This is a genomic window from Janthinobacterium sp. PSPC3-1 (assembly GCF_049896105.1).
Classification (GTDB): Bacteria; Pseudomonadota; Gammaproteobacteria; order Burkholderiales; family Burkholderiaceae_D; genus Janthinobacterium.
The window spans coordinates 1-25,392 of record NZ_JAFCTQ010000002.1 but is presented as its reverse complement, the minus strand read 5'-3'; the positions used below and the strand labels follow the sequence as shown (position 1 = coordinate 25,392).

The 25,392-nt window shown below is 62.9% G+C and carries 23 protein-coding genes; 14 read left to right on the top strand and 9 right to left on the bottom strand.

Annotated elements, in window-relative coordinates; genetic code table 11:
* From hisB to tatC, 10 genes are all read left to right on the top strand, one after another.
* Entirely contained in the window at positions 1-591 is a 591-nt protein-coding gene (gene hisB / locus ACP7B7_RS02335) for an imidazoleglycerol-phosphate dehydratase HisB (RefSeq protein WP_308923059.1), read from the top strand.
* A gap of 42 nt (positions 592-633) precedes the next feature.
* Positions 634-1,272 (top strand): imidazole glycerol phosphate synthase subunit HisH, encoded by a 639-nt coding sequence (hisH, locus tag ACP7B7_RS02330; RefSeq protein ID WP_308923058.1) that lies wholly within the window; start codon positions 634-636, stop codon positions 1,270-1,272.
* A gap of 60 nt (positions 1,273-1,332) precedes the next feature.
* A complete protein-coding gene (gene hisA / locus ACP7B7_RS02325; RefSeq protein ID WP_308923057.1) occupies positions 1,333-2,127 on the top strand; it encodes a 1-(5-phosphoribosyl)-5-[(5-phosphoribosylamino)methylideneamino]imidazole-4-carboxamide isomerase in 795 nt (264 codons plus the stop codon).
* 59 nt (positions 2,128-2,186) lie between these two features.
* Positions 2,187-2,948 carry an imidazole glycerol phosphate synthase subunit HisF gene (hisF, locus tag ACP7B7_RS02320; RefSeq protein ID WP_308923056.1) on the top strand — a complete coding sequence of 254 codons (762 nt, stop codon included), beginning with the start codon at positions 2,187-2,189 and terminating at the stop codon, positions 2,946-2,948.
* A gap of 30 nt (positions 2,949-2,978) precedes the next feature.
* Entirely contained in the window at positions 2,979-3,401 is a 423-nt protein-coding gene (gene hisI / locus ACP7B7_RS02315) for a phosphoribosyl-AMP cyclohydrolase (protein WP_308925833.1), read from the top strand.
* Positions 3,398-3,769 carry a phosphoribosyl-ATP diphosphatase gene (locus ACP7B7_RS02310; RefSeq protein WP_076569447.1) on the top strand — a complete coding sequence of 124 codons (372 nt, stop codon included), beginning with the start codon at positions 3,398-3,400 and terminating at the stop codon, positions 3,767-3,769. Before hisI ends, ACP7B7_RS02310 begins: the two co-directional genes overlap by 4 nt.
* Before the next feature lie 17 nt (positions 3,770-3,786).
* On the top strand, positions 3,787-4,158 hold the full coding sequence (locus tag ACP7B7_RS02305; protein ID WP_426075618.1) for a histidine triad nucleotide-binding protein: 372 nt from the start codon (positions 3,787-3,789) through the stop codon (positions 4,156-4,158).
* A gap of 93 nt (positions 4,159-4,251) precedes the next feature.
* Positions 4,252-4,488 carry a Sec-independent protein translocase subunit TatA gene (gene tatA / locus ACP7B7_RS02300; protein WP_308923053.1) on the top strand — a complete coding sequence of 79 codons (237 nt, stop codon included), beginning with the start codon at positions 4,252-4,254 and terminating at the stop codon, positions 4,486-4,488.
* A 48-nt stretch (positions 4,489-4,536) separates the two neighbouring features.
* Complete coding sequence (gene tatB, locus ACP7B7_RS02295) at positions 4,537-5,088, top strand: Sec-independent protein translocase protein TatB (protein ID WP_308923052.1); 552 nt, start codon at positions 4,537-4,539, stop codon at positions 5,086-5,088.
* Positions 5,085-5,840, top strand: a complete 756-nt coding sequence (gene tatC, locus ACP7B7_RS02290) for a twin-arginine translocase subunit TatC (RefSeq protein WP_308923051.1) — start codon at positions 5,085-5,087, stop codon at positions 5,838-5,840. Before tatB ends, tatC begins: the two co-directional genes overlap by 4 nt.
* 78 nt (positions 5,841-5,918) lie before the next feature.
* On the opposite strand, the gene ACP7B7_RS02285 is transcribed toward tatC, so the two are convergent.
* From ACP7B7_RS02285 to ACP7B7_RS02265, 5 genes are all read right to left on the bottom strand, one after another.
* The gene (locus ACP7B7_RS02285) at positions 5,919-6,260 is read right to left on the bottom strand and encodes a hypothetical protein (protein WP_426075617.1); all 342 of its coding nucleotides are present in this window, start codon (positions 6,258-6,260) and stop codon (positions 5,919-5,921) included.
* Positions 6,261-6,424: 164 nt separating this feature from the next.
* Positions 6,425-8,284 (bottom strand): DUF885 domain-containing protein, encoded by a 1,860-nt coding sequence (locus ACP7B7_RS02280; protein WP_308925832.1) that lies wholly within the window; start codon positions 8,282-8,284, stop codon positions 6,425-6,427.
* A gap of 158 nt (positions 8,285-8,442) precedes the next feature.
* Positions 8,443-8,937: a hypothetical protein gene (locus tag ACP7B7_RS02275; protein WP_308923049.1), complete on the bottom strand. Its 495-nt coding sequence runs from the start codon at positions 8,935-8,937 to the stop codon at positions 8,443-8,445.
* 67 nt (positions 8,938-9,004) lie between these two features.
* Positions 9,005-13,183 carry a DEAD/DEAH box helicase gene (locus tag ACP7B7_RS02270; protein ID WP_308923048.1) on the bottom strand — a complete coding sequence of 1,393 codons (4,179 nt, stop codon included), beginning with the start codon at positions 13,181-13,183 and terminating at the stop codon, positions 9,005-9,007.
* Positions 13,184-13,213: 30 nt separating this feature from the next.
* Complete coding sequence (locus ACP7B7_RS02265; protein ID WP_308923047.1) at positions 13,214-15,163, bottom strand: S9 family peptidase; 1,950 nt, start codon at positions 15,161-15,163, stop codon at positions 13,214-13,216.
* A gap of 160 nt (positions 15,164-15,323) precedes the next feature.
* On the opposite strand from ACP7B7_RS02265, the gene hemE reads away from it, so the two are divergent.
* Together hemE and ACP7B7_RS02255 are read left to right on the top strand one after the other, a co-directional pair.
* The gene (gene hemE, locus ACP7B7_RS02260; RefSeq protein ID WP_308923046.1) at positions 15,324-16,409 is read left to right on the top strand and encodes a uroporphyrinogen decarboxylase; all 1,086 of its coding nucleotides are present in this window, start codon (positions 15,324-15,326) and stop codon (positions 16,407-16,409) included.
* Positions 16,410-17,247: 838 nt separating this feature from the next.
* The gene (locus tag ACP7B7_RS02255; RefSeq protein WP_426075616.1) at positions 17,248-19,269 is read left to right on the top strand and encodes a primosomal protein N'; all 2,022 of its coding nucleotides are present in this window, start codon (positions 17,248-17,250) and stop codon (positions 19,267-19,269) included.
* Here the strand turns inward: ACP7B7_RS02255 and ACP7B7_RS02250 are convergent, their stop codons facing one another.
* The gene (locus ACP7B7_RS02250; protein ID WP_426075615.1) at positions 19,270-20,151 is read right to left on the bottom strand and encodes an ArgP/LysG family DNA-binding transcriptional regulator; all 882 of its coding nucleotides are present in this window, start codon (positions 20,149-20,151) and stop codon (positions 19,270-19,272) included.
* Between the two features lie 125 nt (positions 20,152-20,276).
* Here ACP7B7_RS02250 and ACP7B7_RS02245 point away from each other — a divergent pair, with 125 nt between their 5' ends.
* The gene (locus ACP7B7_RS02245) at positions 20,277-21,737 is read left to right on the top strand and encodes a dihydrolipoyl dehydrogenase (RefSeq protein ID WP_426075614.1); all 1,461 of its coding nucleotides are present in this window, start codon (positions 20,277-20,279) and stop codon (positions 21,735-21,737) included.
* 3 nt (positions 21,738-21,740) lie between these two features.
* On the opposite strand, the gene ACP7B7_RS02240 is transcribed toward ACP7B7_RS02245, so the two are convergent.
* Positions 21,741-22,226, bottom strand: coding sequence for an SRPBCC family protein (locus ACP7B7_RS02240; protein WP_426075613.1), 486 nt, complete (start codon positions 22,224-22,226; stop codon positions 21,741-21,743).
* A gap of 203 nt (positions 22,227-22,429) precedes the next feature.
* Between ACP7B7_RS02240 and ACP7B7_RS02235 the strand changes: the two genes are divergently transcribed.
* The gene (locus ACP7B7_RS02235) at positions 22,430-24,490 is read left to right on the top strand and encodes a UvrD-helicase domain-containing protein (protein WP_308923041.1); all 2,061 of its coding nucleotides are present in this window, start codon (positions 22,430-22,432) and stop codon (positions 24,488-24,490) included.
* 2 nt (positions 24,491-24,492) lie between these two features.
* On the opposite strand, the gene ACP7B7_RS02230 is transcribed toward ACP7B7_RS02235, so the two are convergent.
* Positions 24,493-24,840: an addiction module antidote protein gene (locus ACP7B7_RS02230; protein WP_426075612.1), complete on the bottom strand. Its 348-nt coding sequence runs from the start codon at positions 24,838-24,840 to the stop codon at positions 24,493-24,495.
* Positions 24,837-25,229 carry a type II toxin-antitoxin system RelE/ParE family toxin gene (locus tag ACP7B7_RS02225; protein WP_426075611.1) on the bottom strand — a complete coding sequence of 131 codons (393 nt, stop codon included), beginning with the start codon at positions 25,227-25,229 and terminating at the stop codon, positions 24,837-24,839. Before ACP7B7_RS02225 ends, ACP7B7_RS02230 begins: the two co-directional genes overlap by 4 nt.
* Positions 25,230-25,392: the final 163 nt, after the last annotated feature.

Here is a 25,392-nt window from a genome sequence, read left to right as displayed (position 1 = left end):
ATGAACCGCACCGCAGACATCACGCGCAACACCAACGAGACGCAAGTTCGCGTCGCCATCAACCTCGACGGCACCGGCCAGCAACAGCTGAACACGGGCGTGCCCTTCCTCGACCATATGCTGGACCAGATCGCCCGCCACGGCCTGATCGACCTCGATATCACGGCGACGGGCGACGTGCATATCGACAACCACCATACGGTGGAAGACGTCGGCATCACCCTGGGCATGGCGGTGGCCAAGGCCATCGGCGACAAGAAGGGCATCCGCCGCTACGGCCACGCCTATGTGCCGCTGGACGAGGCGCTGTCGCGCGTGGTGCTCGATTTCTCGGGCCGCCCGGGCATCGAATACCATATTCCGTTTACGCGCGCGATGATCGCCGGCTTCGACGTCGACCTGACGCTGGAATTTTTCCGCGGCTTCGTCAACCATGCGGGCGTGACCCTGCATATCGATAACTTGCGCGGCACCAATGCCCACCACCAGTGCGAAACCGTGTTCAAGGCCTTTGGCCGCGCACTGCGCATGGCCGCCGAGCTCGACGAGCGCGCGGCCGGCATCATTCCGTCGACCAAGGGCAGCCTGTAAGCGGCGCCCTGTGTCACTCTGTAGATTCTGAGAATAAAACACATGAATAAAATTGTGGTGGTGGATTACGGCATGGGCAACCTGCGCTCGGTGGCGCAGGCGCTGCGCGCGGTGGCGCCGGAAGCGGACGTGCGCATTTCGGGCCTGGCGGCCGACATCGACAGCGCCGACCGCATCGTGCTGCCGGGCCAGGGCGCGATGCCCGACTGCATGCGCAGCCTGCGTGAATCGGGCGTGATGGAAGCGCTGCTGCGCGCGGCCGACAGCAAGCCGGTGCTGGGCGTGTGCATCGGCGAGCAGATGCTGTTCGACGGCAGCGAAGAGGGCGACGCGGCCGGCCTGGGCTTGTTGCCCGGCAAAGTCGTGCGCTTCCAGCTCGACGGCCAGCTGCAGGACGACGGCTCGCGCTTCAAGGTGCCGCAGATGGGTTGGAACCAAGTGAAACAAACGGCGTCACATGCCTTGTGGGACGGCATCGACGATGACGCTTATTTCTACTTTGTGCACAGCTATTTTGCTCAGCCTCAAGAGGCCGCGCACACGGTCGGCCAGACTATCTACGGCAAGCCGTTCGCGTGTGCCGTCGCCCGTGATAATATTTTCGCGACACAGTTCCACCCTGAAAAAAGTGCTGCCGCTGGTTTGCAGCTGTACAAGAACTTCGTTCACTGGCAACCCTGACCCCTGACCGTTGCTTTCCCAGAACCTTTTGCTTCTCACTCACCTTAAACCACACTGACCATGCTGCTTATTCCCGCCATCGACCTGAAAGACGGTCACTGCGTACGCCTGAAACAAGGCGATATGGAACTTGCCACCGTATTTTCCGAAGACCCGGCCGAAATGGCCCGCCATTGGCTGATGCAAGGCGCGCGGCGGCTGCATCTGGTCGACCTGAACGGCGCGTTTGCCGGCAAACCGAAAAATGAAGGCGCCGTCAAGGCCATCCTGAAAGCCGTGCAAGATTTCGCGGTGGAACACGATATCGATGAAATCCCGGTGCAGCTGGGCGGCGGCATCCGCGACCTCGATACCATCGAGCGCTACCTGGACGCCGGCATCAGCTACATCATCATCGGCACGGCGGCCGTGAAAAGCCCGGGCTTTTTGCACGACGCCTGCGGCGCGTTCCCTGGCCATATCATCGTCGGCCTGGACGCCAAGGACGGCAAGGTGGCGACCGATGGCTGGAGCAAGATGTCGGGCCATGAAGTGATCGACCTGGCGAAAAAATTCGAAGCCTATGGCGTCGAATCGATCATTTACACGGATATCGGCCGCGACGGCATGATGGGCGGCATCAATATCGAAGCCACCGTCAAGCTGGCGCAAGCGGTGAAGATTCCCGTCATCGCCTCGGGCGGCCTGCACAACCTGGGCGACGTCGAAGCGCTGTGCGCGGTGCAGGACGAAGGCATCGAAGGCGTGATCTGCGGCCGTTCGATCTATGAAGGCACGATCGACCTGGCCTCGGCGCAACTGCGCGCCGACGAGCTGAGCGGCGACCTTGACGTGGAAGACGACGCCGAGGCCTGAGGCAGCACCGCCGGGGCGCGGATGCCCCGGTTTTCTTGTGGCGACAATCTGGATTAATCATGCTTGCAAAACGAATCATCCCCTGCCTGGACGTGACCAATGGCCGCGTCGTCAAGGGCGTCAATTTCACCGAGCTGCGCGACGCGGGCGACCCGGTGGAAATCGCGCGCCGCTATGACGAGCAGGGCGCCGACGAAATCACCTTCCTCGACATCACGGCATCGAGCGACAACCGCGGCCTGATCTTCGACATCATCGAAGCGGTCGCCTCGCAGGTCTTCATTCCGCTGACCGTCGGCGGTGGCGTGCGCGTGGTCGACGACGTGCGTCGCTTGCTCAACGCGGGCGCCGACAAGGTCAGCATCAACACCTCGGCCGTGACCAATCCGCAACTGGTGTACGAAGCGTCGCAAAAACATGGCTCGCAGTGCATCGTGGTGGCGATCGACGCCAAGCAGGTCTCGCCCGGCAAGTGGGAAGTATTTACCCATGGCGGGCGCAACGCCACCGGCCTCGACGCGTTCGAATGGGCACGCAAGATGGAAAGCCTGGGCGCCGGCGAAATCCTGCTCACCAGCATGGACCGCGACGGCACGAAAATCGGCTTTGACCTGGGCCTGACGCGCGGCGTGTCCGATGCCGTCAGCATTCCCGTGATCGCCTCGGGCGGCGTGGGTGGCTTGCAGGACCTGGCCGACGGCATCAAGCTGGGCCGCGCCGATGCGGTGCTGGCCGCCAGCATCTTCCACTATGGCCAGCACACGGTGCAGGAAGCCAAGCGTTTCATGGCGCAGCAGGGCATTCCGATGCGCCTGGTTTAAGAGGATAGAGATAACATGCAGAACGGAACTATGGTCGCAAGCAATGCAAAGTGGCTGAAAAAGGTCAAATGGGATGAGCACGGCCTGGTGCCCGTGATCGCGCAGGAAGCGGGCAGCAACGATGTGCTGATGTTCGCCTGGATGAACCGCGACGCGCTGGCGCGCACGGTGGAACTGGGCGAGGCCGTCTACTGGAGCCGTTCGCGTAAAAAACTGTGGCACAAGGGCGAGGAATCGGGCCACACGCAAAAGGTGCTGGAAATCCGCCTCGATTGCGATGAAGACGTGGTCTTGCTGAAAATCGAGCAAACCGGCGGCATCGCCTGCCATACCGGCCGCCATTCCTGCTTCTTCCAGAAGTTCGAGGGCGACGAAAAGACCGGCGAATGGCAGATCACCGAGCCGGTGCTGCAAGATCCCGACACCATTTACGCACACACGAAGAACAAATGAGTGAAACCCTGAAACGTCTGGCCGCCGTGATCGAATCGCGCAAGCTGGCCAATGGCGGCGACCCGGCCACCTCCTACGTGGCGCGCCTGTTTGCCAAGGGCGACGATGCGATCCTGAAAAAAATCGGTGAAGAAGCGACGGAAACCGTGATGGCCGCCAAGGATGCGCGGCGCGACAACGATCCGTCCAAAGTGCTGTACGAATGCGCCGACCTGTGGTTTCATTCGCTGGTCATGCTGGCCCAGTTCGATTTGACGCCGCAGCAGGTGCTCGATGAACTGGCGCGCCGCGAAGGCCTGTCCGGCCTCGAGGAAAAAGCTGCGCGCAAGGATGAGCTGCGCGACGCCGGCGAAGCGGACAAACACTGACCAACCCTGGAGCCTGCGTGGATAACTGTATTTTCTGCAAGATCGCCGCAAAACAGATTCCGTCGACCATCGTGTACGAGGACGACGACTTGCTGGCCTTTAAAGACATCAACCCGGCCGCCCCCGTGCATCTGCTGTTGATCCCGAAACGCCATGTGGCGACCCTGTCCGATTGCGACGACAGCCATGTGGCCCTGCTGGGCAAGCTGTTGCGCCTGGCGCCCAGGCTGGCGGCCGAGTTCGGCTGCGCCGTCAGCATGGACGCCGATGGCGTGCCATCGGGCGGCTTCAAGACCCTGATCAACAGCGGTCCGGACGGCGGCCAGGAGGTGTACCACCTGCACATGCATGTGTATGGCGGCCCGCGTCCGTGGCGTAATCAGCATTGACCCCATACTGAGATTGCGCGATGCAGCAAGTTCGCGTGTATACTATCCGCATTGGTTGACGCTACTCGGGCGCTGTCCCGCAAGGAGAATGTGATGGGTTCATTGAGTATTTGGCACTGGCTGATCGTTCTGGTGATCGTGATGCTGGTCTTTGGCACCAAGAAACTGGGCAATATGGGCGGTGATATCGGCAAGGCCGTCAAAGGCTTCAAGGATGGCGTCAAGGGCGACGATGAAAAACCGCCGGCGAACACCCCTCCCGTGCCACCATCGCAAGTGGCCGACAAGAGCACGATCGACGTCGACACGAAAGAGAAAAGCAAGTTCTGATGGCGTGGCAGGGCTAGCGCCTTGCCCGTTTGAAGCACTTGGACGCTTATGATCGATCTCGGTCTCTCTAAAATCGCCATCATTGGCGTGGTGGCGCTGATCGTCATCGGTCCTGAAAAGCTGCCGAAGGTGGCGCGCATGGCCGGCACCTTGTATGGCCGGGCGCAACGTTACCTGAACCAGGTGAAATCCGAGGTCACGCGTGAAATCGAACTCGAAGAGCTGAAAAACCTGCAGAAGGAAGTGCAGGAGGCGGCCGATTCGGTCAAGCAAAGCGTGGAGAAATCCATGCATGGCGTGGAAAATTCGATTTCCGGCAGCCTGGCCGAGGTGGAAAACGCCTGGCGCGGCGATACTTCCGTGTATGCGGCGCAGGACCACGACGGCCACGACGCGCATGAAGCCATGTTGCGCGCCACCCAGGACGACCTGGCCCGCAAGGCGCGCGAGTTCCGTCGCAAGAAACTGGTACGCAATTCCGCCATTCCCGGCTGGTACAAACAGCGCCATGGCGGCAAGCAGCATGTGCAGTCGGCCGCGGCCCGCGTGGCGCGCTTCCGGCCGCGCAGCGCCTCCTCCCCATCGTCTTTTTACTCATGAGTAGCAAATCTCCGGTGGAAGAAACTTTTATTTCGCATCTGGTCGAGTTGCGCGACCGCCTGGTCAAGGCTTCGATCGGCATCGCGGTGGTGTGCGCGGTGTTGTTCTATTGGCCCGGTCCCGCCCAGATCTACGACTTTATCGCCGCGCCGATGATCGCCTCGCTGCCGGCCGGTTCGAAAATGATCGCCACCGGCGTCATTTCGCCGTTCCTGGTGCCGATGAAGGTCACCCTGGTGATCTCCATCATCGTCGCCCTGCCGTGGGTGCTGTACCAGATGTGGGCATTTATCGCCCCAGGCCTGTATCTGCATGAAAAGCGGCTGGTCGCGCCACTGGTCATCTCGTCTTCGCTGCTGTTCATGGCCGGCGTGGCCTTCTGCTATTTCTTTGTATTTGGCCGCGTGTTTCATTTCATTAGCAATTTTTCACCATCGTCGATCGCGGTGACGCCCGATATTGAAAACTACCTCGATTTTGTCATGTCGATGTGCCTGGCCTTTGGCGCCACCTTCGAAGTACCGGTGGTGGTGGTGATCCTGGTGCGCATGGGCCTGGTCAGCATCGCCAAGCTCAAGGAAGTGCGCCCTTACGTGATCGTTGGCGCCTTCGTGATCGCCGCCATCGTCACGCCGCCCGACATCGTCAGCCAGTTCGCGCTGGCCGTCCCGATGTGCCTGCTGTTCGAACTGGGCCTGCTGGTGTCGCCGATGTTTGTCAGGGCCACCCAGGCGCCGGAAGAAGCGTCGTAGACGTTACTTTATCGAGCCCATGAAAAAGCCGCTGTCTTCCCGAGGAAGCAGCGGCTTTTTTGCGGGTGGGGATGTGACTCAATACTGCAGCATCAGCTTGCTGAGTATGCCCAGGTTCAGCAGGATCAAGGTGCTCATCATCCAGTAGACATGCTTCATGTCCGCACCATGGCGCAAATCCATGCGTTCCAGCCGAGCGTCGATTTTCTGCTCGAACGATTTCAGCCTTTGTTCGACCAGTTTGATTTCACCCAGCACATTGCGCTCGACGGCCGCCAGTTCGCCATGCACCACGACAGCGCTGCCCAGTACGTCACCAAGCGCCGCCGCGTGGGCTTCGGCTTGCATGGTGGGAACGCCGGAGGACGCGAGGCGTTTGGCGTAATCGAGGGTGTCGAACTGGATCGGCATATGCATCATCACTCCCTGGTTCCACACTAGCAGAAAAATCGGCAAATGCCAGTACTGCTATGGACGTTATCGATTGAACTACGCTACGCCGATGCCGGCTGGACGGCTTGTGATACCGCAAGCGCATAAAAAAGGGCGCCGCGGCGCCCTTTGCGTCAGTATGGTTCAACGCCTTACTGCATCAATTCCTTGATCACCTTGACCGGCGCGCTGCCGTAGCTGAGGAATTGCTCATGGAAATCCTTCAGCACGAAGCGGCTGCCCAGTGCCTGCTTGCGCTGTTCGCGCAAATCCATGATTTCGCTGTAGCCGCTGAAGTAGCTGGTCAGTTGAACCGAGCTCAGCTGCACGCGGCGCCACTTTTCCGTGGCTTCGCGCTTGGTCTGGAAGGCCTGGCGCGTCAGCAGGTCGAGCGCCTGCGCTTCCGTCATGCCCAGCACGTGCACGCTGTAATCGAGGATGGTGTTGGTGACGCTGCGCAGGTTCCACTTCGAGTACATCAGCCACATTTCCGCTTCATTGTTGCCGTAGCCCGATTCGAGCATCATGCGCTCGCCATACACGGCCCAGCCTTCGACCATGGCGCCGTTGCCGAAGATGGCCTTGATCAGCGACGGCGACTTGTTGGCATAGACCAGCTGCGTGTAATGGCCGGGGATGGCTTCGTGGATATTCAGGATCTGCAAGATCCAGTGGTTATATTCGCGCAAGCTGCTTTCCGCCTGCTCCGGCGTTTCGCCGTCGAGCGGCGTCACGTTGTAATAGGTGCGGTCCTGCGGGCGATACGGGCCCGGTGCCTCGATGCTGGCGCCGGCCACGCCGCGCTGGTAGGGCGGCGTTTCACGCACCACCAGCGGCTTTTGCGGGTCCATCGTCAGCAGGTTGTGGCTGGTGACCCATTCCTGCAACTGCGGGATCTGGCGGCGGATTTCCGGCACGAAGTCGGCTGGCGCCACGTGATTGCTGGACAGCTTGTCGATCACCATGCCGATCTTGTCGGTGCGGTCCTGCGGCTTGGCGACATTGCCCATGGTTTTGGTCCACAGCTCGTCGGACAGGCTGTCCATGTGCTCGAGCAGCTTTTCGCGCGCCGCCAGCGCCTTCTGGTACATCTGTTCGGCGCTGACGCTGGCCTGGATATCGTAATTGAATTTCTGCTCATACAGTTCCTTGCCGATGCGGAAGGAGCGCGCGCCGTTTTGCGCCAGCGCGGCGTCCTGCTCGGTCAGCCAGGCGGCATAGCCCTGCACGGCCGTACGGGCCGCCGTGACGCGCGCGTTGTACAGCTGCTTTTCGGTCGGCGTCAGGATCGACGCCTGCGCTGCCTTGTTCAGGTCGTCGAGCACGCTCAGCACGCCTGCGCTCTGGGCAATCGCCAGCTGCGTGTGTTCGCGCGTCGGATTGACGATGCTGGCGCGCGCGGCAATATAGTATTGCGGCACGGTGGCGATGCGCTTGAGCAAAGTGCGCAGGCGCTGCGGCTGCGCAGCGTATTCCGTGTTGAGGATGAAGTCGATCGAGCTGGCCACGTTGTACATGGCCGGATTCCATTCGAATTCGCGGAAGGTGGTCAGGTACCAGCGGTCCGATTGCAGCTTGTTGGTCAAGAGGGCCAGGTCGGTGCGTTGCTTGTCCGACATCTTGCTGCCGTCGAGCTTGCCGAATTTTTCCAGCCATTCATTGATAAAGGCCAGTTGGCGCTGGCGGTTGGCCGCGTCGGGGATCGTCAGGTTGGCGGCGCCGTCGTATTTACCGGCGGAAATCGCGCTTTCCGGATCGAGGCGCCACAGATTGGTCAGGAACTGGCCACTGAGGTAATTCATGGTGCGGTCGCGGCTGTTTTCGCCGGCGATGGCGGCAGCGGCGGCGGCCGTGGCGGTGGCGCCGACGACGGCGGCCTTCTTGCCCACGCTTTTCTTCTTGCTGCTGCTGGTGGTGGCCTTGCCATTTTTCTGCGGCTTCTTGGCAGCGCTGGCTGGCGACAGCGTAAACGTCATCATCAACGCCGCAAGCACAACTTTGTTTCTTATCATCATAAATATTCTCTTGATTATTTGGTTATTTGTGTCTATCAGTAAATATTAAACTGATAATGTCGGTAACAAACAACGATTGCACAGCCTTGCTGTGCTTGCCGTGGCGGCCCAAAGATTAGCATCAATCGCCGGCGTTGCGCCACTTTTAGATGCGATCAGACGACGATGGCGTGCTGGCGCAGGATTTCCTGCAGGCGTGCATTGATGGTGTCGACGGCCTGCTTGCCGCGCGCCATGCCGCTGGCATGGATCACCGTTTGCCGGGTCGTGCGCAGCGTGATGCACACCGTGTACGAGCGGAACAGCCAGCTCCAGAAATTGGTTTCATGGCTGGCCTGCTCCATGTCGCGCCACTGCACGCCCGTCAGTTTTTTCTTCCATGGCAAGATGCCGGAAGCCAGCCAGACGCCCGCCTCGTCGTAATACAGCTGATGGCTGCGGATCGTCAGCAGGCGGTAGCCGACGATCAGCGCCGAGCCGATCAGCACGATCAAGGCGGCGCGCGTGTTGTACTTGAAGGCCAGCGGCAGGGCGGCAAAGAACAGCAGTACCGCGATGGCGAAGGTGCCGGCATACGCGGTCCAGGACTTGGCGCACAAAAAAACGGCGCGCGGGCCGGCGCTGGCGGGGAGGGCGAGTGGGTCGGTCATGGGCGCAATCGTAATGCAAGGGAAAAAACATCATCGCATGGAATCCGGCTGGCCGTTCGCGCCAGCCTTATTTTTTCAGCCCCTCCTGCAGCATGCCCAGCATGTCGTTGGCCGACATGCGCGCGGCCGCGTCGCTGCCTTCCAGCAGGCTGTCGGCCAGGTCGCGCTTGTGCTGGTGCAATTCGACGATGCCTTCCTCGATCGTGTGCCTGGCCACCAGCCGGTAGATCGTCACGGGGCGCAATTGCCCCATGCGGTGGGCACGGTCCGAGGCCTGGTCTTCGACGGCCGGATTCCACCACGGGTCCATATGGATCACGTAATCGGCCGCCGTCAGGTTGATGCCCATGCCGCCCGCTTTCAGGCTGATCAGGAACACCTCGCCGTCGCCCGCCTGGAAGGCGTCGACCCGCCGCTTGCGTTCCTGCATGGTGGTACTGCCATCCAGATACTGGTAGCTGACGCCATGCTGCTCCAGGTGCTGGCGGATCAGGGTCAAATGGTCGACAAACTGGCTGAACACCAGCACCTTGTGGCGGTTTTCCAAGAGGCCCGACAGCAGCTCGGCAAACGCCGCCAGCTTGCTGCTGGCCAGCCCCAGTTCCGGCGCCACCAGCTGCGGGTTGCAGCAGGCGCGGCGCAGCTTCATGATTTCGGCCAGGATCTGGATGGCTTTTTTCGAGGTCGGCCCTTCCACCATGGCCAGCTTTTCCAGCGCTTCGCGGCGCAGCGACTCGTACAAGGCGGTCTCCTGCGGCGACAGCTGCACCTCCAGCACGATTTCCGTGCGCGGCGGCAGTTCCGACAGCACTTGCGTCTTGGTGCGGCGCAAGATGAATGGCGCGATCAGGCGCTTGAGCCGCAGACGGGCGCCGGCCGCCGCCCGCTTGTCCTGGTCTTTTTCGATCGGACCGGCAAAGCGCAGGTTGAACTGGTCCAACGTGCCGAGCAGACCCGGATTGATGAAGCGGAACAGGTTCCACAATTCGCCCAGGTGATTTTCCAGCGGCGTGCCGCTGGCCACCATGCGAAAATCCCCCTGCAGCGCCATCACGGCCTGCGAGCGCTTGGTGGCGCCATTCTTGATGGCCTGCGCTTCATCGAGCACGATGGTATGCCAGCGCACGCCGGCAAACAGCGCCGCTTCCTGCTGCAGCAGGCCATAACTGGCCACCACCAGGTCGAACGGCTGCAGCTTGTCGAGCATGTCAACGCGGTCACCGCTGCCAAACAGTTTCAGGTTCAGGGTCGGCGCGAAGCGCTGCGCCTCGGATAGCCAGTTCATGCACACCGACGTGGGCGCCACCACCAGGGTCGGGCCATTGGGTGCGCGCGACAGGATCAGCGCCAGCGCCTGCAAGGTTTTGCCGAGGCCCATGTCATCGGCCAGGCAGGCGCCCACGCCCCAGTTGGCCAGGCGCGCCAGCCATTCGAAGCCGGCCAGCTGGTAGTCGCGCAAGTCGGCTTGCAAGGTGGAGGGCAGTTGCGGCGTGTAGTCGTCCAGCGCGCGCAGGCGCAGCAGGTGCTCGCGCCACAGTTTGTCGGCGTTCACGCCGCCGGCGTCATGCGCCAGTTCTTCCAGCGCAAACGCGGCCAGCGGATGCACATGCACGCCATCCTCGTGCACCTGGCCATACGCGGCCAGTTCGGACAGGCGCCGGTGCAGCTCGTCGCTGAGCGCCAGGAACTGGTTGTCGCCCAGCGCCACGAAGCGGCTCTTGTTGTTCTGCATCAGGTCGAGCAGGGCGCGCAGGTCCATCACCTTGTCTTCGTCGATCTGCACTTCGCCGCTGGCGGCAAACCAGTCTTTGTCACTTTTGATCTTGAGCCGCATCTGGCCGCTGTCGATGCGTTTCGTCACGCGCATCGATTCGCCTTCGGGCCAGGCCAGCACGATGCCGGCCGGGTCGAGTTCCTGCAGTTCCACCAGCAATTGCAAGGATAGCGATGGCTGGCCCAGCAGCCATTCGCCATGCTCTTCCTCGGCCTGTTCCAGCACCAGGCACTGCTTGACCAGCTGGCGCTGCGCTTCGCGCTCGGCGTTCAGGTCGCGCCGCGCCTGCACCGCGCGTCCGGCGACGTCGGCAAACACGCTTTCGGCGCCGCTGCCGGGGGCGTAATAGGCGCCGCTGTCAACCAGCGGGCGCACCAGGATCTGCATCTTGAGGCCCTGGCTGTAGGGCAGCAGGTGGATATGCAGGCGCGGGTCGGCCGTGATCACTTCGGCGTCCGCCACGCCGCCGCCGATATCGGATTGCACCGTGACGATGGACGAGATGGCGCCGATCGCCTGCAGCACCTGTTTTTCCGCATGCAGCGGCACCGACAGCCCCAGGCCGACGATGGCGGCGATGCGCCGGTGCTCGTCCTGGATATGCACCACGCGCAAGCGGGTTGGGGTTTCCTTCAGCACCACCACGTCGACCGCTTCTTCCGGCACGGGCGGTTGCAGGCCCAGCCACAGCTGGCCGTCGTGCGACTTGATCAGCAGTTCCGGCGCGCCGGCCAGCAATTCCACGCGCGTGTCGGGTGCGTCGAGCCAGAACACCAGCGGGTGGCCCACCAGCAGCAGGGCCGCCTTGTCGGGCACGATTTCATGGCGCGGCGCCGATGAGTAATATTGCTTGAACGGGACGATGCTGGCAGCCGCGCGCACGTCGTGCGGCGACAGGAAATCGAGCTCGTGCGCCTCTTCGGCCAGGCGTTTCAATCCCATGGCGCGGCCCTTGCTCCAGCCGCCGCGCGCGTCGCGCTTCTGCTCGCGCACCTCCACCGCCGTCAGGCCGTAACGGGCGTCGAACGCCACCAGCCAGACCAGCCGCGAGGCACTTCCCGGTGCTTCGCTGGCCGCGCCCGGCTGCAGGTTGATCAGCGCGCTCAGCTGGCGCTGCCACGCTTCCTGGCGCTCGAACCACGGCGCCATATCGGTCAGGCCATGCTGCGCCCGTTTGGCGGTGGCGTAGTGTTCCTGAGCCAGGTCGCCCAGCAGGCCCAGCACGCCGGCCGCCTGCGCCGCCACCAGCTGGTAGCCTGCCGCGTCCGCTTGCGCCACCAGCGCCTGCAGCTGCGGCTTGCGTTCGGCCAGTTGCGGCAGCGACAGCCAGTAATACAGCAAACCCTGGAACAGCTGCGCCTGCAGGGCGGTTTCCCAGTGGCGCGTTTGTACCAGTTCTGCCTGCATCACGCCGGCGCGCACCAGGCGCAGCATGTGCAGCTGCTGGTAGACGGCGCTGTCATGGTTGGGTTGCACATGCACGGCGATATCGAGATAGGTCTCGGCCGTTTTCAGATGCCTGGCGTCGCCGCTTTTCAATAGCGCCAGCATGTACAGGTGGCCGCCGATGCCGGCAAACAGCAGCTTGCGCTTGCCGCTTTCCTTGCGCAGCGCCTTCAGGGCCGCTTCGAAGCCGGCCAGCGCCTGGGCATGCTCGCCACGCAGCACGGCGATGGTGCTGTCGATATACACCATCTGCGCGCCTTCCTGGCCAGCCAGGTAATCGGCCGCCTGCGCCAGTTCGCCGCACAGGATGGCGTCTTCGGCCAGGGCCAGCGGCAGCGCGGGTGCAATCCAGTCGCCGGCCGCCGTTTGCGCCGCGAAATGCGCGCGCGCATAGCCGCGGATGGCCGGCGCCGTGGCGGGCTCGCGCGGCGCATTGGCCAGCAGCACGGCCAGGATCTCGTCCTGCAGTTGCGGCACGATATAGGGCAGCATGGCCGGCTCGAACGGCCGGCCGCAGATCTCGATCAGCGGATGCAGCTGCTGCGCTTCGTAGCAGGCCATGCAGGCCACCAGCAGGCTGGCCACCTGGCTGCGCTCGTCATTGCGCAACAGCGCGATGCGCAAGCGCGCCACGCCTTGCCGGTAGCTGCGCAGTTCCACATAGCCGTCCCAGTTGCGGCGCACCGGGTTGATGGTTTCGATGGCCTGGCACAGGTCGCGAAAATGCAGGTGTTCGATCGCCTCGCGCATGGCCGGCCAGCGCAGTTTCGCTTCGCAGGCAAAGCCGCGTCCCACCACCTCGGTCGCCAGCGCCAAGCGCGCCAGCCGCTGCAGCATGGCGGTGACGACCGCCAGCGTAAATGGCGTGCCATCGGGCTCGACGATATTGGCGCGTTGCAGGTGTTCATACACGGCATGCTTGCCGACCGGCTCGCCGACGATGGCCAGCAAGGCCAGGATCATCTTCTCGTGCAGGTCGAGGGCGTCGAATTCTTCAAGCAATTCAGGCAAATGCGGGTCGGTCATGCGGGTTTTTGTGTTGGGTATGCATAAAAATCAGGCGGGCAGATTGGCGATCTGCACCGGCGCCTCGCCTTGCGGCGTAGCCAGCTGGAACACGCGCTGATAAAAGTACAGCTCCGCGTCCAGGGTGCGAATGATGTTTTCCGCCTTGCGGAAACCATGGCCTTCGCCCGCCAAAGGCACATAGGCCACCGGCACGCCGCTGGCGCGCAATGCGTCGACCATCAGCTGCGACTGCTGCGGCGGCACCACCTTGTCGTCCAGGCCCTGGAAGAAAATCATCGGCCGCGACAGTTTGTCGGTGTGGTGGATCGGCGAGCGCGCCTGGTACAGCGCTTCGGCCTCGGGCTGCGAAGCGATCAGGTAGTCATTGTAGTGCGATTCGAATTTGTGCGAATCGAGGTCCAGCCCTTTCAGGTCCGACACGCCATAGTAGCTGGCACCGGCCTTGAACACATCGTGGAAGGTCAGCGCGCAGAGGGTGGTCAGGCCGCCGGCGCTGCCGCCGCGGATGATCAGGCGCTCGCCGTCGGCCAGGCCCTGTGCCACCAGATAGCGCGCGCCGGCGATGCAGTCGTCCACGTCGACGATGCCCCATTGGCCGCGCAGTGCGTCGCGGTAGGCGCGGCCGAAGCCGCTGCTGCCGCCATAGTTCACATCCAGCACGCCGATGCCGCGGCTGGTCCAGTACTGCGTCGCCAGCTTTAATGTATTGCTGGCCATGCTGGTGGGTCCGCCATGGCTGATGACGATCACCGGCGGCAGCGTGCCTTCTGGGGCCTGCGCGTCGGCGTTCACGGGTGGATAGAAAAACGCGTGCGCCGTGCGGCCGCCGGTAGTCGGGTAGCTGATGCTGCGCGGCACCGACAAGTAATCGAGCGCGGGCAGTTCCGTGATCGATTGCGCCAGCACTTCCAGTTCATTGTTCGACAGGTCGATGCGCGCCAGTTCCAGCGCGATGGTGGGGCTGCCGCCCAGCAAGGCCACATAGCCGGGGCCGACGCGCAGTTCGCGGATTTCCTGGTACGGGTGCGGCAAGGCTTCCAGTTTTGCCGCGCCCACCGTCAGGCGGCCCAGGTGGCTCACGCCCTGCACGATATAGGAGCAAATCAGTTCATCGTCGGACACAAAACCGTACAGGCTGCCGCCAAAGGTCCAGTGCGGCGTGGCAAATTCGGCTGCCATCGGACACAGCGCTTCCACCGCGTCGCCGTGCAGGCGGTACAGATTCCACCAGCCGCTGCGGTCCGACACAAAATGCAGCACGCCGGCCGGCGACCATTCCGGCTGGCAAATCGACTCCTGCGCACTGCCGGCCACCAGGCGCGCTGTGCCCAGGCTGCCATCGGCTTGCACGTCGGCCAGCCACAATTCGGTACCCTGCCATGGCAGGCGCGGATGATCCCAGGTGATCCAGGCCAGCTGCCGGCCGTCCGGTGACAGGCGCGGCGCAGCATAAAAATCGTGGCCCTGCGCCAATACCGTTTCGGTGCCGTCGAAGCCGACCGCCGCCAGGGTGTTCTCGGGATGGGCATGGCCTTCTGCCGGATGCTGTTCTCGCACCGCGATCAGGCGCGCGCGGGTGCTGTCGACCACGAAGTCGGCATAACGGGCAGTGCCGCCGGCGCTGAACGCTTGCGGCACGGCGTCACCCTGGATGCGGTACAGGCGGTTATCCAGGAAATGCGAAAAATACACGCTCTCGCCGTCGATGGCATACGCGCCGCCGCCGTATTCATGCACGCGGGTGCGCACATTGAACGGCGCCGGCGTGACATCGTCGACGCGCGCGCCGCGCTGGCGCAGCAGGGTGTTGCGGCCCGCTTCGCTGGCCCTACCCGCCAGCCAGTACACATCGCCGCCGTCCGCACCGCCCAGCGCCAGCTGGGTCAGCGGCGAAGCGCCGGCCGCGACGATGGCGGCGCTGATCGGCGAAGGCCAGGCGCCGTAGGGGATCACAGGGGCGGTGGTGGTGGATGTCATGTGGAACTCCGTTCGGTGGATAGGGTGGCAAGCGCCAGGCGTGCATCATCATAAAGGAAGGCGCCAAGCTGCGCCAAATGCTGCAAACCGTTACCGGAATCAATGAGTTGGCGCCGATTGGATGCGATAATACCGCTTCCCCAAAGCTAGATTGCCTGCCATGCCACAATTTGCTCCGCTCCAGAACGACACCTTTTTGCGCGCCCTGCTGCGCCAGCCGACCGAGCATACCCCTGTCTGGCTGATGCGCCAGGCTGGCCGCTACCTGCCTGAATACCGCGCCACGCGCGAGCGTGCCGGTTCCTTCCTGGGCCTGGCGAAAAATCCCGATTACGCCACCGAAGTGACCTTGCAACCGCTGGACCGCTTTCCGCTCGACGCGGCGATCCTGTTTTCCGACATCCTGACGGTGCCCGACGCGATGGGCCTGGGCCTGTATTTCGCCGATGGCGAAGGCCCGAAATTCGAACGTCCGCTGCGCACCGAACAGGACGTGATGGCCTTGCAAGTGCCGGACCTGGAATCGCTCGATTACGTCTTCAAGGCCGTCACGCAGATCCGCACGGAACTCAATGGCCGCGTGCCGCTGATCGGTTTTTCCGGCAGCCCGTGGACGCTGGCCTGCTATATGGTCGAAGGCGGCGGCTCGAAGGAATTTCACACCATCAAGAAGATGCTGTACAACCGCCCCGAGCTGATGCACCACATCCTGGCCATCAACGCCACCTCCGTGGCGCAGTACCTGAACGCGCAGATCGATGCCGGCGCGCAAGCGGTGATGATTTTCGACTCCTGGGGCGGTGCGCTGGCCGATGGCGCCTACCAGGAATTCTCGCTGTCCTACATGCGGCAGGTGGTGGCGCAACTGAAACGCGACAAGGATGGCGTCAAGATTCCCGCCATCGTGTTTACCAAGGGCGGCGGCCAGTGGATCGAGCAGATCGCCGATATCGGCGCCGACGCCGTCGGCCTGGACTGGACCGTCAACCTGACGCGCGCGCGCCAGCTGGTCGGCCATAAAGTCGGCCTGCAGGGCAACCTGGACCCGGCCATCCTGTTCGCCAGCCCGGACCAGATCCGCGCCGAAGTGGCCAAGGTCCTGGGTGCCTTTGGCGCCCCTTCCGAAGGCAGCGGTCATGTGTTCAACCTCGGCCATGGTATTTCCCAGTTCACGCCGCCGGAATCGGTGGAAGCCATGGTGGAAGCCGTGCACAGCCAGAGCCGCGCCCTGCGCGCCGGCAAGTAAGCATCCGCCGCCGGCGCTGGCCGCCGGGACCGGGTGCCGGAACCGGGTGCCGGGACCGGGCGCCGGCAGCCGCAAGGCAGGTTTTCCACAGGAAGCCTGCCTTTTTTGTTGGCGCACCTGCAGCATCAAAACCGACTTATGCACAATTTTTTTTACTGCGGAAATAACAGGCAGTTGAAAAGCCATGCCCCGCAGGGTATTGCAAGTCATTGATTTTTAAATGATAAAAATCGCTTTCTGCAAACGGTCTGGCGCTCTCTGGCCAGGTTGTTCCTCCAGCAGGCGCCGTTGTTCCGTCATTGTCCACAAAGTTATCAACAGATTCTGTGGATAAAAAGGAAAAGTATTTTGTTATCCGGGACTTAGCGGCGCTGTGCAGGTTTTACCTGAGATGCATGGTGCGGTGCATGATGATTCGGCAAGTCTGGCCTTGCCAGCGCGACCGGCACCGGTCTGCGCCCGGCAGGCGATCAATTTGCACCGATATCAGGAAAAATGCTTTGATGCGCATCATGCTGATGATACTTAATGCCAAGAAACAAGACCTGAAATAGCTCAGTTATGCACAGCTGCCGAGTTAAGCCTGCCATTTCAGCACTGCCGGGCTGTGTTTTTCAAGGCATTGATTTTAAACGATTAATTTATTTTTCGTGCGCTCTTGACGGCAATTGGCATTGTATGCAGTGCGGATTTTGAAAGTTAATTTTGCTTTGTCCACAAAGTTATCCACAGAATTATCTTCAGGCAGATTCTGCTTTGCGGGCGAGACCAAGTATCATGGCCGGCTGTGCGCCTGCCGCGCTGTTACGCTGTTAATCAACTGGAATAGGCAACATCCATGGCGCAGTGCATCCTGAAAATCGCGCTCGATACTCCTCTCAACGCCCTGTTCGACTATCGCTGGAGCGGCGACGACGCGCCGCTGCCGCAGGTCGGCCAGCTGGCGCTGGTGCCGTTCGGCCGGCGCGAAGTGATGGGCCTGATCGTCGGCTTGTCCGACAGCACCGACGTGCCCGACGCGAAAATGAAAGATGTGCTGGCCGTGCGCAGCCAGCTGGACCCCTTGTCGGCGCAATGGCTGGCGCTGGCCGCGTTTGCCGCCGATTATTACCAGCGCCCGCTCGGTGAAGTGGCGCTGCCGGGCTTGCCGAAGAACCTGCGGGTGCTGACCACCGTGGCGCTCGACCGCGCCATCAAGAAGCTGGCCAAAGTGGTCGACGCCCATGACGGCAGGCCGCTGAACATGCCGCCGCTCAACCCTGCCCAGCAGGAAGCGGCCGATGCCATCGGCGGCGCGCAGGGCTTCAAGCCGACCCTGCTGTACGGCGTGACGGGCAGCGGCAAGACCGAAGTCTACCTGCAGGCCTGCGCCCAGGTGCTGGCGCGCGAGGCGGCGGCGCAGATCCTGATCCTGGTGCCGGAAATTAACCTCACGCCCCAGCTGGAAGGCAATATCCGCGCGCGTTTCCCGGGCGTGATGCTGGCCACCCTGCACAGCAGCCTGTCCGAGGGCGAGCGCATGCTGCACTGGCTGGCTGCTCACCAGGGCCAGGCGCGCATCGTGCTGGGCACGCGGCTGGCCATCCTGGCGTCCTTGCCGAATTTGAAACTGATCGTCATCGACGAGGAGCACGATCCCTCCTACAAGCAGCAGGAAGGCTTGCGCTATTCGGCGCGCGACCTGGCCGTCTGGCGCGCCTGGCAGCTGCAGATTCCGATCGTGCTCGGTTCGGCCACGCCGTCGCTGGAAAGCTGGCACCACGCGCAGACGGGCCGCTACCGCAAGCTGGAACTGCGCGAGCGGGCCGTGAAAAACGCCGTCTTGCCGCGTGTAAAGCTGCTCGACATGGAGCGCGACAAGCCGAAGGATGGCTTGACCTCGCACCTGGTGGCAGCCTTGAAACTGCGCATGGAACGCGGCGAGCAGTCGCTGCTGTTCCTGAACCGGCGCGGCTATTCGCCGGTGATCTGCTGCGAATCGTGCGGCTGGATCAGCAACTGCACCCGCTGCACCTCGTTCATGGTGCTGCACAAGCCCGAACACCGGCTGCGCTGCCACCATTGCAGCCTGGAACTGCGCATCCCGCGCCATTGCCCCACCTGCGGCAATGTCGACCTGCAACCGCTGGGACGCGGCACGCAGCGCGTGGAAGAGGGCTTGCAGCAACTGTTTCCCGAGGCGCGCATTTTACGGATCGACGCCGATTCCACGCGCAAGAAGGGCAGCGCGCAGGAGGCCTTCGATACCGTGCATCGCGGCGAAGTCGATATTCTGATCGGCACGCAGATGGTGGCCAAGGGCCACGATTTCAAAAAGCTGACCCTGGTCGGCATCCTGAATCCCGACACGGCCCTGTTTTCGCAGGACTACCGCGCCAGCGAGCGCCTGTTCGCGCAGTTGATGCAGGTGGCGGGCAGGGCGGGGCGGGCGGCGCAGACCGAGGGCGGCAGCGTCTCCGAGGTGCTGATCCAGACCCGCTATGCGCGCCATCCGCTGTATGACGCGGTGGTCAACCACGATTACGACCATTTCGCCACCACCTTGCTCGAAGAGCGGGCCCAGGCGGCCTTGCCGCCGTATCTGTTCCAGGCGCTGCTGCGCGCGGAAGCGCCGGAACTGGCTACCGCCATCGAATTCCTGCAGGCGGCCAAGGAGTGCATGGCGCATCCGGCGATTACCATCAACGATCCGATTCCGATGAGCATGACGCGCGTCTACAACGTCGACCGCGCCCAGCTGCTGCTGGAGTCAAGCTCGCGGCCGGCGCTGCAAGGTTTCCTGAAAGAGTGGCTGGCGGTGCTGCGCGCCATGAAGACGCGCGTGAAATGGTCGCTGGAAGTCGATCCGCTCGATATCTGATCAACCCAGCCAGGCACGCGCCGAGCGCACGATCTGTTCCGACAGCAATTTGGTAAACGGCGTGTCGAGGCTCCAGGCGTGCCAGTGCAGGGGCACGTCCACGGTGCGGCCGGGGGCCAGGTCGAGCAGGCGGTCGGTGGCCAGATACTGCGCCGCCAGGCGCTGCGGCATCAGGCCGTAGGCCAGCCCGTCCTCGATGCAGGCGCGGCGCGCCGCCGCCAGCGGCAGGCGGTGATGCGGAAACGGCGCGTGCAGGTCCAGCTGTTCGGCCAGGAAACGTGCCAGCAGGCTGTGCTGGCCCACCACGGCCGGCGCCAGCTGCACCGCTGCGGCGCTGAACCCGTCGCCGAACCAGTGGCCGGCGAACACGGGCGTGGCCACGCAGACATGGCGCAAGGTGCCCAGTGGCGTCACGCTGGTGGCGTGGACATCGGTTCCCGTGTCACTGGCCACGCAGCCAAATACCGTGCCGTCGCGCACCATCTGCAGGGCGGCATCGCTGTCGGCCAGGCGCACGTCGAGCTGGCAGCGCGGCGGCGCCAGCAGCGGCGCCAGGGTAGCGGGAAACCAGGTCGCCAGGCTGTCGTCATCGATGGCAATCGCCAGCTCGGGCATGCTGACGGTATTGCCCAGGTCGATATCGAGCGACGCTTCCATCAACGTCACATGGCGGTGGTGCGTGATCAGGCGCTGGCCCAGGCCGGTCGGTACGGCCGGCTGGCCACGGATGATCAGCAAACGCCCGCTGGCGTCTTCGAGCGCCTTGATGCGCTGCGAGACGGCCGACTGGCTGATGCCCAGCGCCACGGCGGCTTTCTCGAAGCTGCCATGGCTGGCCACGGCGTCAAGCACGGCCAGCGCGCGATAATCGAGTGATCCCATTAGCTCTACTTATAAATTTACAAAACAATTAGCCATACTAATATACGCGTGCCGCTTGGTAAAACCTTTTTCCATGCCAACGGAGTAGTATGCATGCTCATCGAATGACCTCTGTGGTGGCAAGAATGAACAACGATATCAAGACGATACAGGTGGACGTGGCCGTGATCGGCAGCGGCACGGCCGGCCTGACGGCGCACAAGGCGGCGCGCCTGCACGGCAAGCGCGTGCTGATGATGGAAAGCGGCCCCTACGGTACCACCTGCGCGCGCGTGGGCTGCATGCCCAGCAAACTGCTGATCTCCGCCGCCGAAGCGGCCCATGCCGTGACGGCCGCGCCCGCTTTTGGCGTGCATCCGGGCGCGCTGCGGATCGACGGCCAGCAGGTGATGGCGCGCGTGCGCAGCGAGCGCGACCGTTTTGTCGGTTTCGTGCTCGAAGGCGTCGATGCGATTCCGGACGAGGAAAAACTGCGCGGCCACGCCCGCTTTATCGCGCCCGGCAAGCTGCAGGTCGATGACCACACCATCGTCGAAGCGGCCAGCGTGGTGATCGCCACCGGCTCCTCGCCCATCGTGCCGCCCGAATGGAAGGCGGCCGGCGAGCGCGTGATCACCAGCGACGCCGTGTTCGGCTGGACCGATCTGCCGCGCTCGCTGGCGGTGGTGGGCGCCGGCGTGATCGGCCTGGAACTGGGGCAGGCGCTGGCCCGCCTGGGCGTGCGCGTGACCCTGTTTGCGCGCGGCGCCAAGGTGGCGCAGCTGACCGATCCGCTGGTGCTGGCGGAAGCGGGCACAGTGCTGGCCGGGGAATTCGATATCCGCTTCCAGACCAGCGTCGCGCATATCGCCAAAACCGACGATGGACTGGGCCTATTGCTGACCAGCCGCGATGGCGAAGGGACAGAAAAAACCGAGCAGTTCGAGTATGTGCTGGCCGCCATCGGCCGCAGTCCGAACGTGCACGGGATCGGCCTGGAGACGGCGCAGATTGAACTCGACCGTCACGGCGTGCCCCTGTACGACAAGCACACCATGCAATGTGGCAAGAGCGCCATCTTTATCGCCGGCGACGCCAGCGACGAGCTGCCGCTGCTGCCCGAGGCGGCCGACCAGGGCCGCATCGCCGGCGACAATGCGGCGCGCTTTCCCGAGGTGCAGCCGGGCTTGCGCCGCACGCCGCTGGGCGTGGCGTTCACGGAGCCGCAGATCGCCACCGTCGGCGCCACCTACCAGCAACTGTGCGTCACGCATGCGGGCCGCTTTGCGGTGGGCGCCGTGTCGTTCGGCAACCAGGGCCGCAGCCGCGTGATGCTGCAAAACAAGGGGCTATTGCGCGTGTATGCCGAATTTGGCAGCCAGCGCTTCCTGGGCGCCGAGATGATCGGCCCGCGCGCCGAACACCTGGGCCATTTGCTGGCCTGGGCTTGCCAGGCGCAGCTGACGGTGCACGCCATGCTCGACATGCCGTTTTATCACCCCGTGATCGAAGAGGGCGTGCGCACGGCCTTGCGCGAACTGGCGCTGCACCTGCAAAACGATCCCGGCAATGTGCCGGCCTGCGCCGACTGCACGCCGGGCGCTTGAGATTTAGTTGAGCAGTCCGGCGTCGAGTCGGCCTTCGGCCGCCAGCTCGCGCAGCACGCGGATGGTGTCGATGTCGGCTTCCTGGTAGGCCGAGCGGCGGAAGTCGTCGTACATGGCGTTGGCCGCATCGGTGGCCGCGTCATGGCCGTCGTCGTACTGGAAGCGCACCCACAGGCTGTGCTCGTCCGGCATTTCGATCGTCATCACCAGCGAGGAGGCGCTGATGTCCTTTTGCTGCGCCACGTCATAGCGCACCTGCAATTGCGGCAGCAGCACGACCTTGTCGTTGATCACCAGTTCGCCATAGCGCAGGCGGCGTGAAAAGCCGCTGTCCGTGCGGTCGCTGATCTCGCACTCGTCCAGGTGCGGCACGAACAGCTTGGGCGACTCGGCGCGCAGCACCAGGCCGCGCCAGACTTGCTCGACCGTCAGGGTATCGATCAGCGGGTTGAGGGGATCGTTGATTTCAATCAGATGTTCAAATTTCATGGGGCGGCCATTCGAGAGGTTGGGGCGCAAGGCCGGAGTGATAGCTGGAATAATAGCCGGAATGGTACTCCAGGCCGGGCTGCGCCGCATAGATTCAATCGGCCAAGATGGCGTCCATGCGGCATTTATCAAGAGCCTGGCTTGCGCAATCAGCGTGCACGACGCTGTTACAATGGGCCGCTGTTCCCTGCGGAAATACCCTGATGTCCAAAGCACCACAATTCGGCCTGAACGCTCCCCAGAGCGAAGCCGTCACCTATCTCGACGGCCCTTGCCTGGTGCTGGCCGGCGCCGGCTCGGGCAAGACGCGCGTGATCACGCAAAAGATCGCCCACCTGATCGAAGACCGGGGCTACGACCCGCGCACCATCGCCGCGCTGACGTTTACCAACAAGGCGGCGCTGGAAATGCAGGAGCGCATCGCCAAGCTGCTGAAGCAGCCGAGGCAGGCCAAGCAGCTGACGGTATCGACCTTCCACTCGCTGGGCGTCAAGATCTTGCGCCAGGAAGCCAATGGCGTGGGGCTGAAGGACCGCTTTTCCATCATGGACAGCGACGACTGCTTTTCGCTGGTGCAAGACCTGGCGATTACCACCGATAAACAGATCATTCGCCAGATCCAGACCGCCATGTCGCTGTGGAAAAACGGCCTGATCGACCCGGACACGGCGCTGGCGCAAGCCAAGGATGAAGACGAAGCGAACGCGGCGCGCATCTACCGCAGCTATGTGGCCACCTTGTCGGCCTACCAGGCGGTCGATTTCGACGATCTGATCCGTCTTCCCGTCGAGTTGTTCCGCAACAACGGCGCCGTGCGCGACAAGTGGCAGCGCCGCCTGCGCTACCTGCTGGTCGACGAATACCAGGATACCAATACCTGCCAGTACGAACTGGTGAAACTGATGGTGACGGGCATCGGCAAGAAGCCGATGTTTACCGCCGTGGGCGACGACGACCAGGCCATCTACGCCTGGCGCGGCGCCACCGTGGAAAACCTGAAAACCCTGGAAACGGATTTCCCCGACCTGCGCGTGATCAAGCTGGAGCAGAACTACCGCTCCACCATGCGCATCCTGAACGCGGCCAATGCCGTGATCGGCAACAATCCGAAATTGTTTGAAAAATCGCTGTGGTCCGAACACGGCCTGGGCGAGCCGATCAAGGTGCTGGGCATGCAGTCCGACGAGCAGGAGGCGGAACAGGTCGCCATCATGATCTCGGCCGACCATTTCGAACGCAAAAATAAATTTTCCGATTACGCGATTTTGTACCGGGGCAACCACCAGGCGCGCATCATCGAACAATGCCTGCGCAAGGAACGCATTCCGTACACGATTTCCGGTGGCCAGAGTTTCTTCGACAAGGCCGAGATCAAGGACATCATCAGTTACTTGCGCCTGCTGGCCAATGAAGACGACGATCCGGCGTTTATCCGCGCCGTCACCACGCCGCGCCGGGGCGTGGGCCAGTCGACGCTGGAAGTGCTGGGCGCGTTCTCGGGCCAGTGGCAGTGTTCGCTGTTCCAGGCCGTATTCAAGGGCGGCATCGAAGCCAAGCTGACCGACCGCCAGCTGGGGCCGCTGCGCGACTTTTGCAACTTCATCAACGACCTCGAGTCGCGCGCCAGCCGTCCCGGCGCGGCCGGCAGCGGCGACGCGGCGGCCGAAGTGCTGGACGACATGATGAAGGAAATCCATTACGAATCGTATCTGTACGACGCCTTCGAAGAGCGCCAGGCGCAAAGCAAGTGGCAGAACGTGCTGGAATTCGTCAACTGGCTCAAGGAGCGGGGCAGGGGCGGCAAGGACCGCGACGGCGAAGAAAAAAACGTGCTGGAACTGACGCAGATGGTGGCCCTGATGACCATGCTGGAAGGCAAGGACGAGGAGCAGGACGCCGTGCGCATGTCCACCCTGCACGCCTCGAAAGGGCTGGAGTTTCCGCACGTCTTCCTGGTCGGCGTGGAAGAGGGCATCTTGCCGCACAAGGGCGACGCCGATGCGCCGGCCGAAACCATGGCCGCGCGCATCCAGGAAGAGCGGCGCCTGATGTATGTGGGCATCACGCGCGCCCAGCGTACCTTGCAGATTACCTGGTGCAAGAAGCGCAAGCGGGCCGGCGAGCAGGTCCATTGCGACGTGTCGCGCTTTATCAAGGAAATGGAACTCGACGTGGGCGACGCCGTACCGACCGAGTCGGAAGTGATTTCACCGAAGGAACGCCTGGCCCGCATGAAGGCGCTGCTGGCCACGCCCAAGGGCTGAATTCAGCCGGCGTCCTGTGCTGCCTTGGGCACGATGGCAAACTGCATGCCGAGCGCATCGAGCATTTTCAGGATGGTCTCGAAGCGCGGCTTGCTGCCTTCCCGTAACGCTTTATACGCGCCTTCGCGCGTGATGTCGGCTTTGGCGGCCACCTTGCCCATGCCATGCGCGCGCACCACGTCGTTCATGGCCGACTGGAACAGCTCGGCATTGCCGGTGGCGACGATTTCGCTCATGTAGGCGGCCACCGCTTCGGGGCTGGTCAGGTGCTGCGCGGGATCGAAGCGGGTCAGGCCCAGCGCACCCAAGTCGTCGAGGTCGAAAGTATCGCGATCATTTTGTTGGTTCATTTTTTTCTTCCTTGGCTGGCGTTAACGGCGGCCTGCTTCTGTTTCCTGAGCGCCGCCTGCTGTGCTTTCAATTCGGCGAGGATCTTTTTTGCCTGGCCGATATCGTGTTGTTGGCTCGATTTGTCGCCACCGAGCAGCAGCAGGATCAGGCAGCCCAGATTGGTTTCGTGAAAATACACGCGCCACCCGGGGCCCGTTTGCAAGAAGCGCAGTTCGCACACGCCGTCTCCCACCGAGCGCCAGTCGCCCTTTTTGCCGTGTTGCAGGTTCTTGATGCGCGCGTCGATGGCGGCCGCCGCAACATCATGCAGCTTGCCTTCCCAGCGGCGATACTCGGCCGTCTTGAAGGTCTCGATCAAACACGGTTCAATATCAGCTGACGTGTCCATTGTAATCGCTTGTTCTCATTCGTCAAGGAGTTTGTCGCATGACCAGCATAGTCAACAATATCGTCCTCGATGGCAGAGATGGCAGCCAGGGCGATTGCATGAAGCATCAGATCGGCAAGCCCAAGACCTTGGCAAGGTAGTCAGCACTCCAGCCGGCTTTTAA

Bases quoted from the DNA above. Each gene is read 5' to 3' on its own strand.
- hisB (WP_308923059.1), top strand. From the start codon at position 1: ATGAACCGCACCGCAGACATCACGCGCAACACCAACGAGACGCAAGTT.
- hisH (WP_308923058.1), top strand. From the start codon at position 634: ATGAATAAAATTGTGGTGGTGGATTACGGCATGGGCAACCTGCGCTCG.
- hisA (WP_308923057.1), top strand. From the start codon at position 1,333: ATGCTGCTTATTCCCGCCATCGACCTGAAAGACGGTCACTGCGTACGC.
- hisF (WP_308923056.1), top strand. From the start codon at position 2,187: ATGCTTGCAAAACGAATCATCCCCTGCCTGGACGTGACCAATGGCCGC.
- hisI (WP_308925833.1), top strand. From the start codon at position 2,979: ATGGTCGCAAGCAATGCAAAGTGGCTGAAAAAGGTCAAATGGGATGAG.
- ACP7B7_RS02310 (WP_076569447.1), top strand. From the start codon at position 3,398: ATGAGTGAAACCCTGAAACGTCTGGCCGCCGTGATCGAATCGCGCAAG.
- tatA (WP_308923053.1), top strand. From the start codon at position 4,252: ATGGGTTCATTGAGTATTTGGCACTGGCTGATCGTTCTGGTGATCGTG.
- tatB (WP_308923052.1), top strand. From the start codon at position 4,537: ATGATCGATCTCGGTCTCTCTAAAATCGCCATCATTGGCGTGGTGGCG.
- tatC (WP_308923051.1), top strand. From the start codon at position 5,085: ATGAGTAGCAAATCTCCGGTGGAAGAAACTTTTATTTCGCATCTGGTC.
- ACP7B7_RS02285 (WP_426075617.1), bottom strand. From the start codon at position 6,260: ATGATGCATATGCCGATCCAGTTCGACACCCTCGATTACGCCAAACGC.
- ACP7B7_RS02280 (WP_308925832.1), bottom strand. From the start codon at position 8,284: ATGATAAGAAACAAAGTTGTGCTTGCGGCGTTGATGATGACGTTTACG.
- ACP7B7_RS02275 (WP_308923049.1), bottom strand. From the start codon at position 8,937: ATGACCGACCCACTCGCCCTCCCCGCCAGCGCCGGCCCGCGCGCCGTT.
- ACP7B7_RS02270 (WP_308923048.1), bottom strand. From the start codon at position 13,183: ATGACCGACCCGCATTTGCCTGAATTGCTTGAAGAATTCGACGCCCTC.
- ACP7B7_RS02265 (WP_308923047.1), bottom strand. From the start codon at position 15,163: ATGACATCCACCACCACCGCCCCTGTGATCCCCTACGGCGCCTGGCCT.
- hemE (WP_308923046.1), top strand. From the start codon at position 15,324: ATGCCACAATTTGCTCCGCTCCAGAACGACACCTTTTTGCGCGCCCTG.
- ACP7B7_RS02255 (WP_426075616.1), top strand. From the start codon at position 17,248: ATGGCGCAGTGCATCCTGAAAATCGCGCTCGATACTCCTCTCAACGCC.
- ACP7B7_RS02250 (WP_426075615.1), bottom strand. From the start codon at position 20,151: ATGGGATCACTCGATTATCGCGCGCTGGCCGTGCTTGACGCCGTGGCC.
- ACP7B7_RS02245 (WP_426075614.1), top strand. From the start codon at position 20,277: ATGAACAACGATATCAAGACGATACAGGTGGACGTGGCCGTGATCGGC.
- ACP7B7_RS02240 (WP_426075613.1), bottom strand. From the start codon at position 22,226: ATGAAATTTGAACATCTGATTGAAATCAACGATCCCCTCAACCCGCTG.
- ACP7B7_RS02235 (WP_308923041.1), top strand. From the start codon at position 22,430: ATGTCCAAAGCACCACAATTCGGCCTGAACGCTCCCCAGAGCGAAGCC.
- ACP7B7_RS02230 (WP_426075612.1), bottom strand. From the start codon at position 24,840: ATGAACCAACAAAATGATCGCGATACTTTCGACCTCGACGACTTGGGT.
- ACP7B7_RS02225 (WP_426075611.1), bottom strand. From the start codon at position 25,229: ATGGACACGTCAGCTGATATTGAACCGTGTTTGATCGAGACCTTCAAG.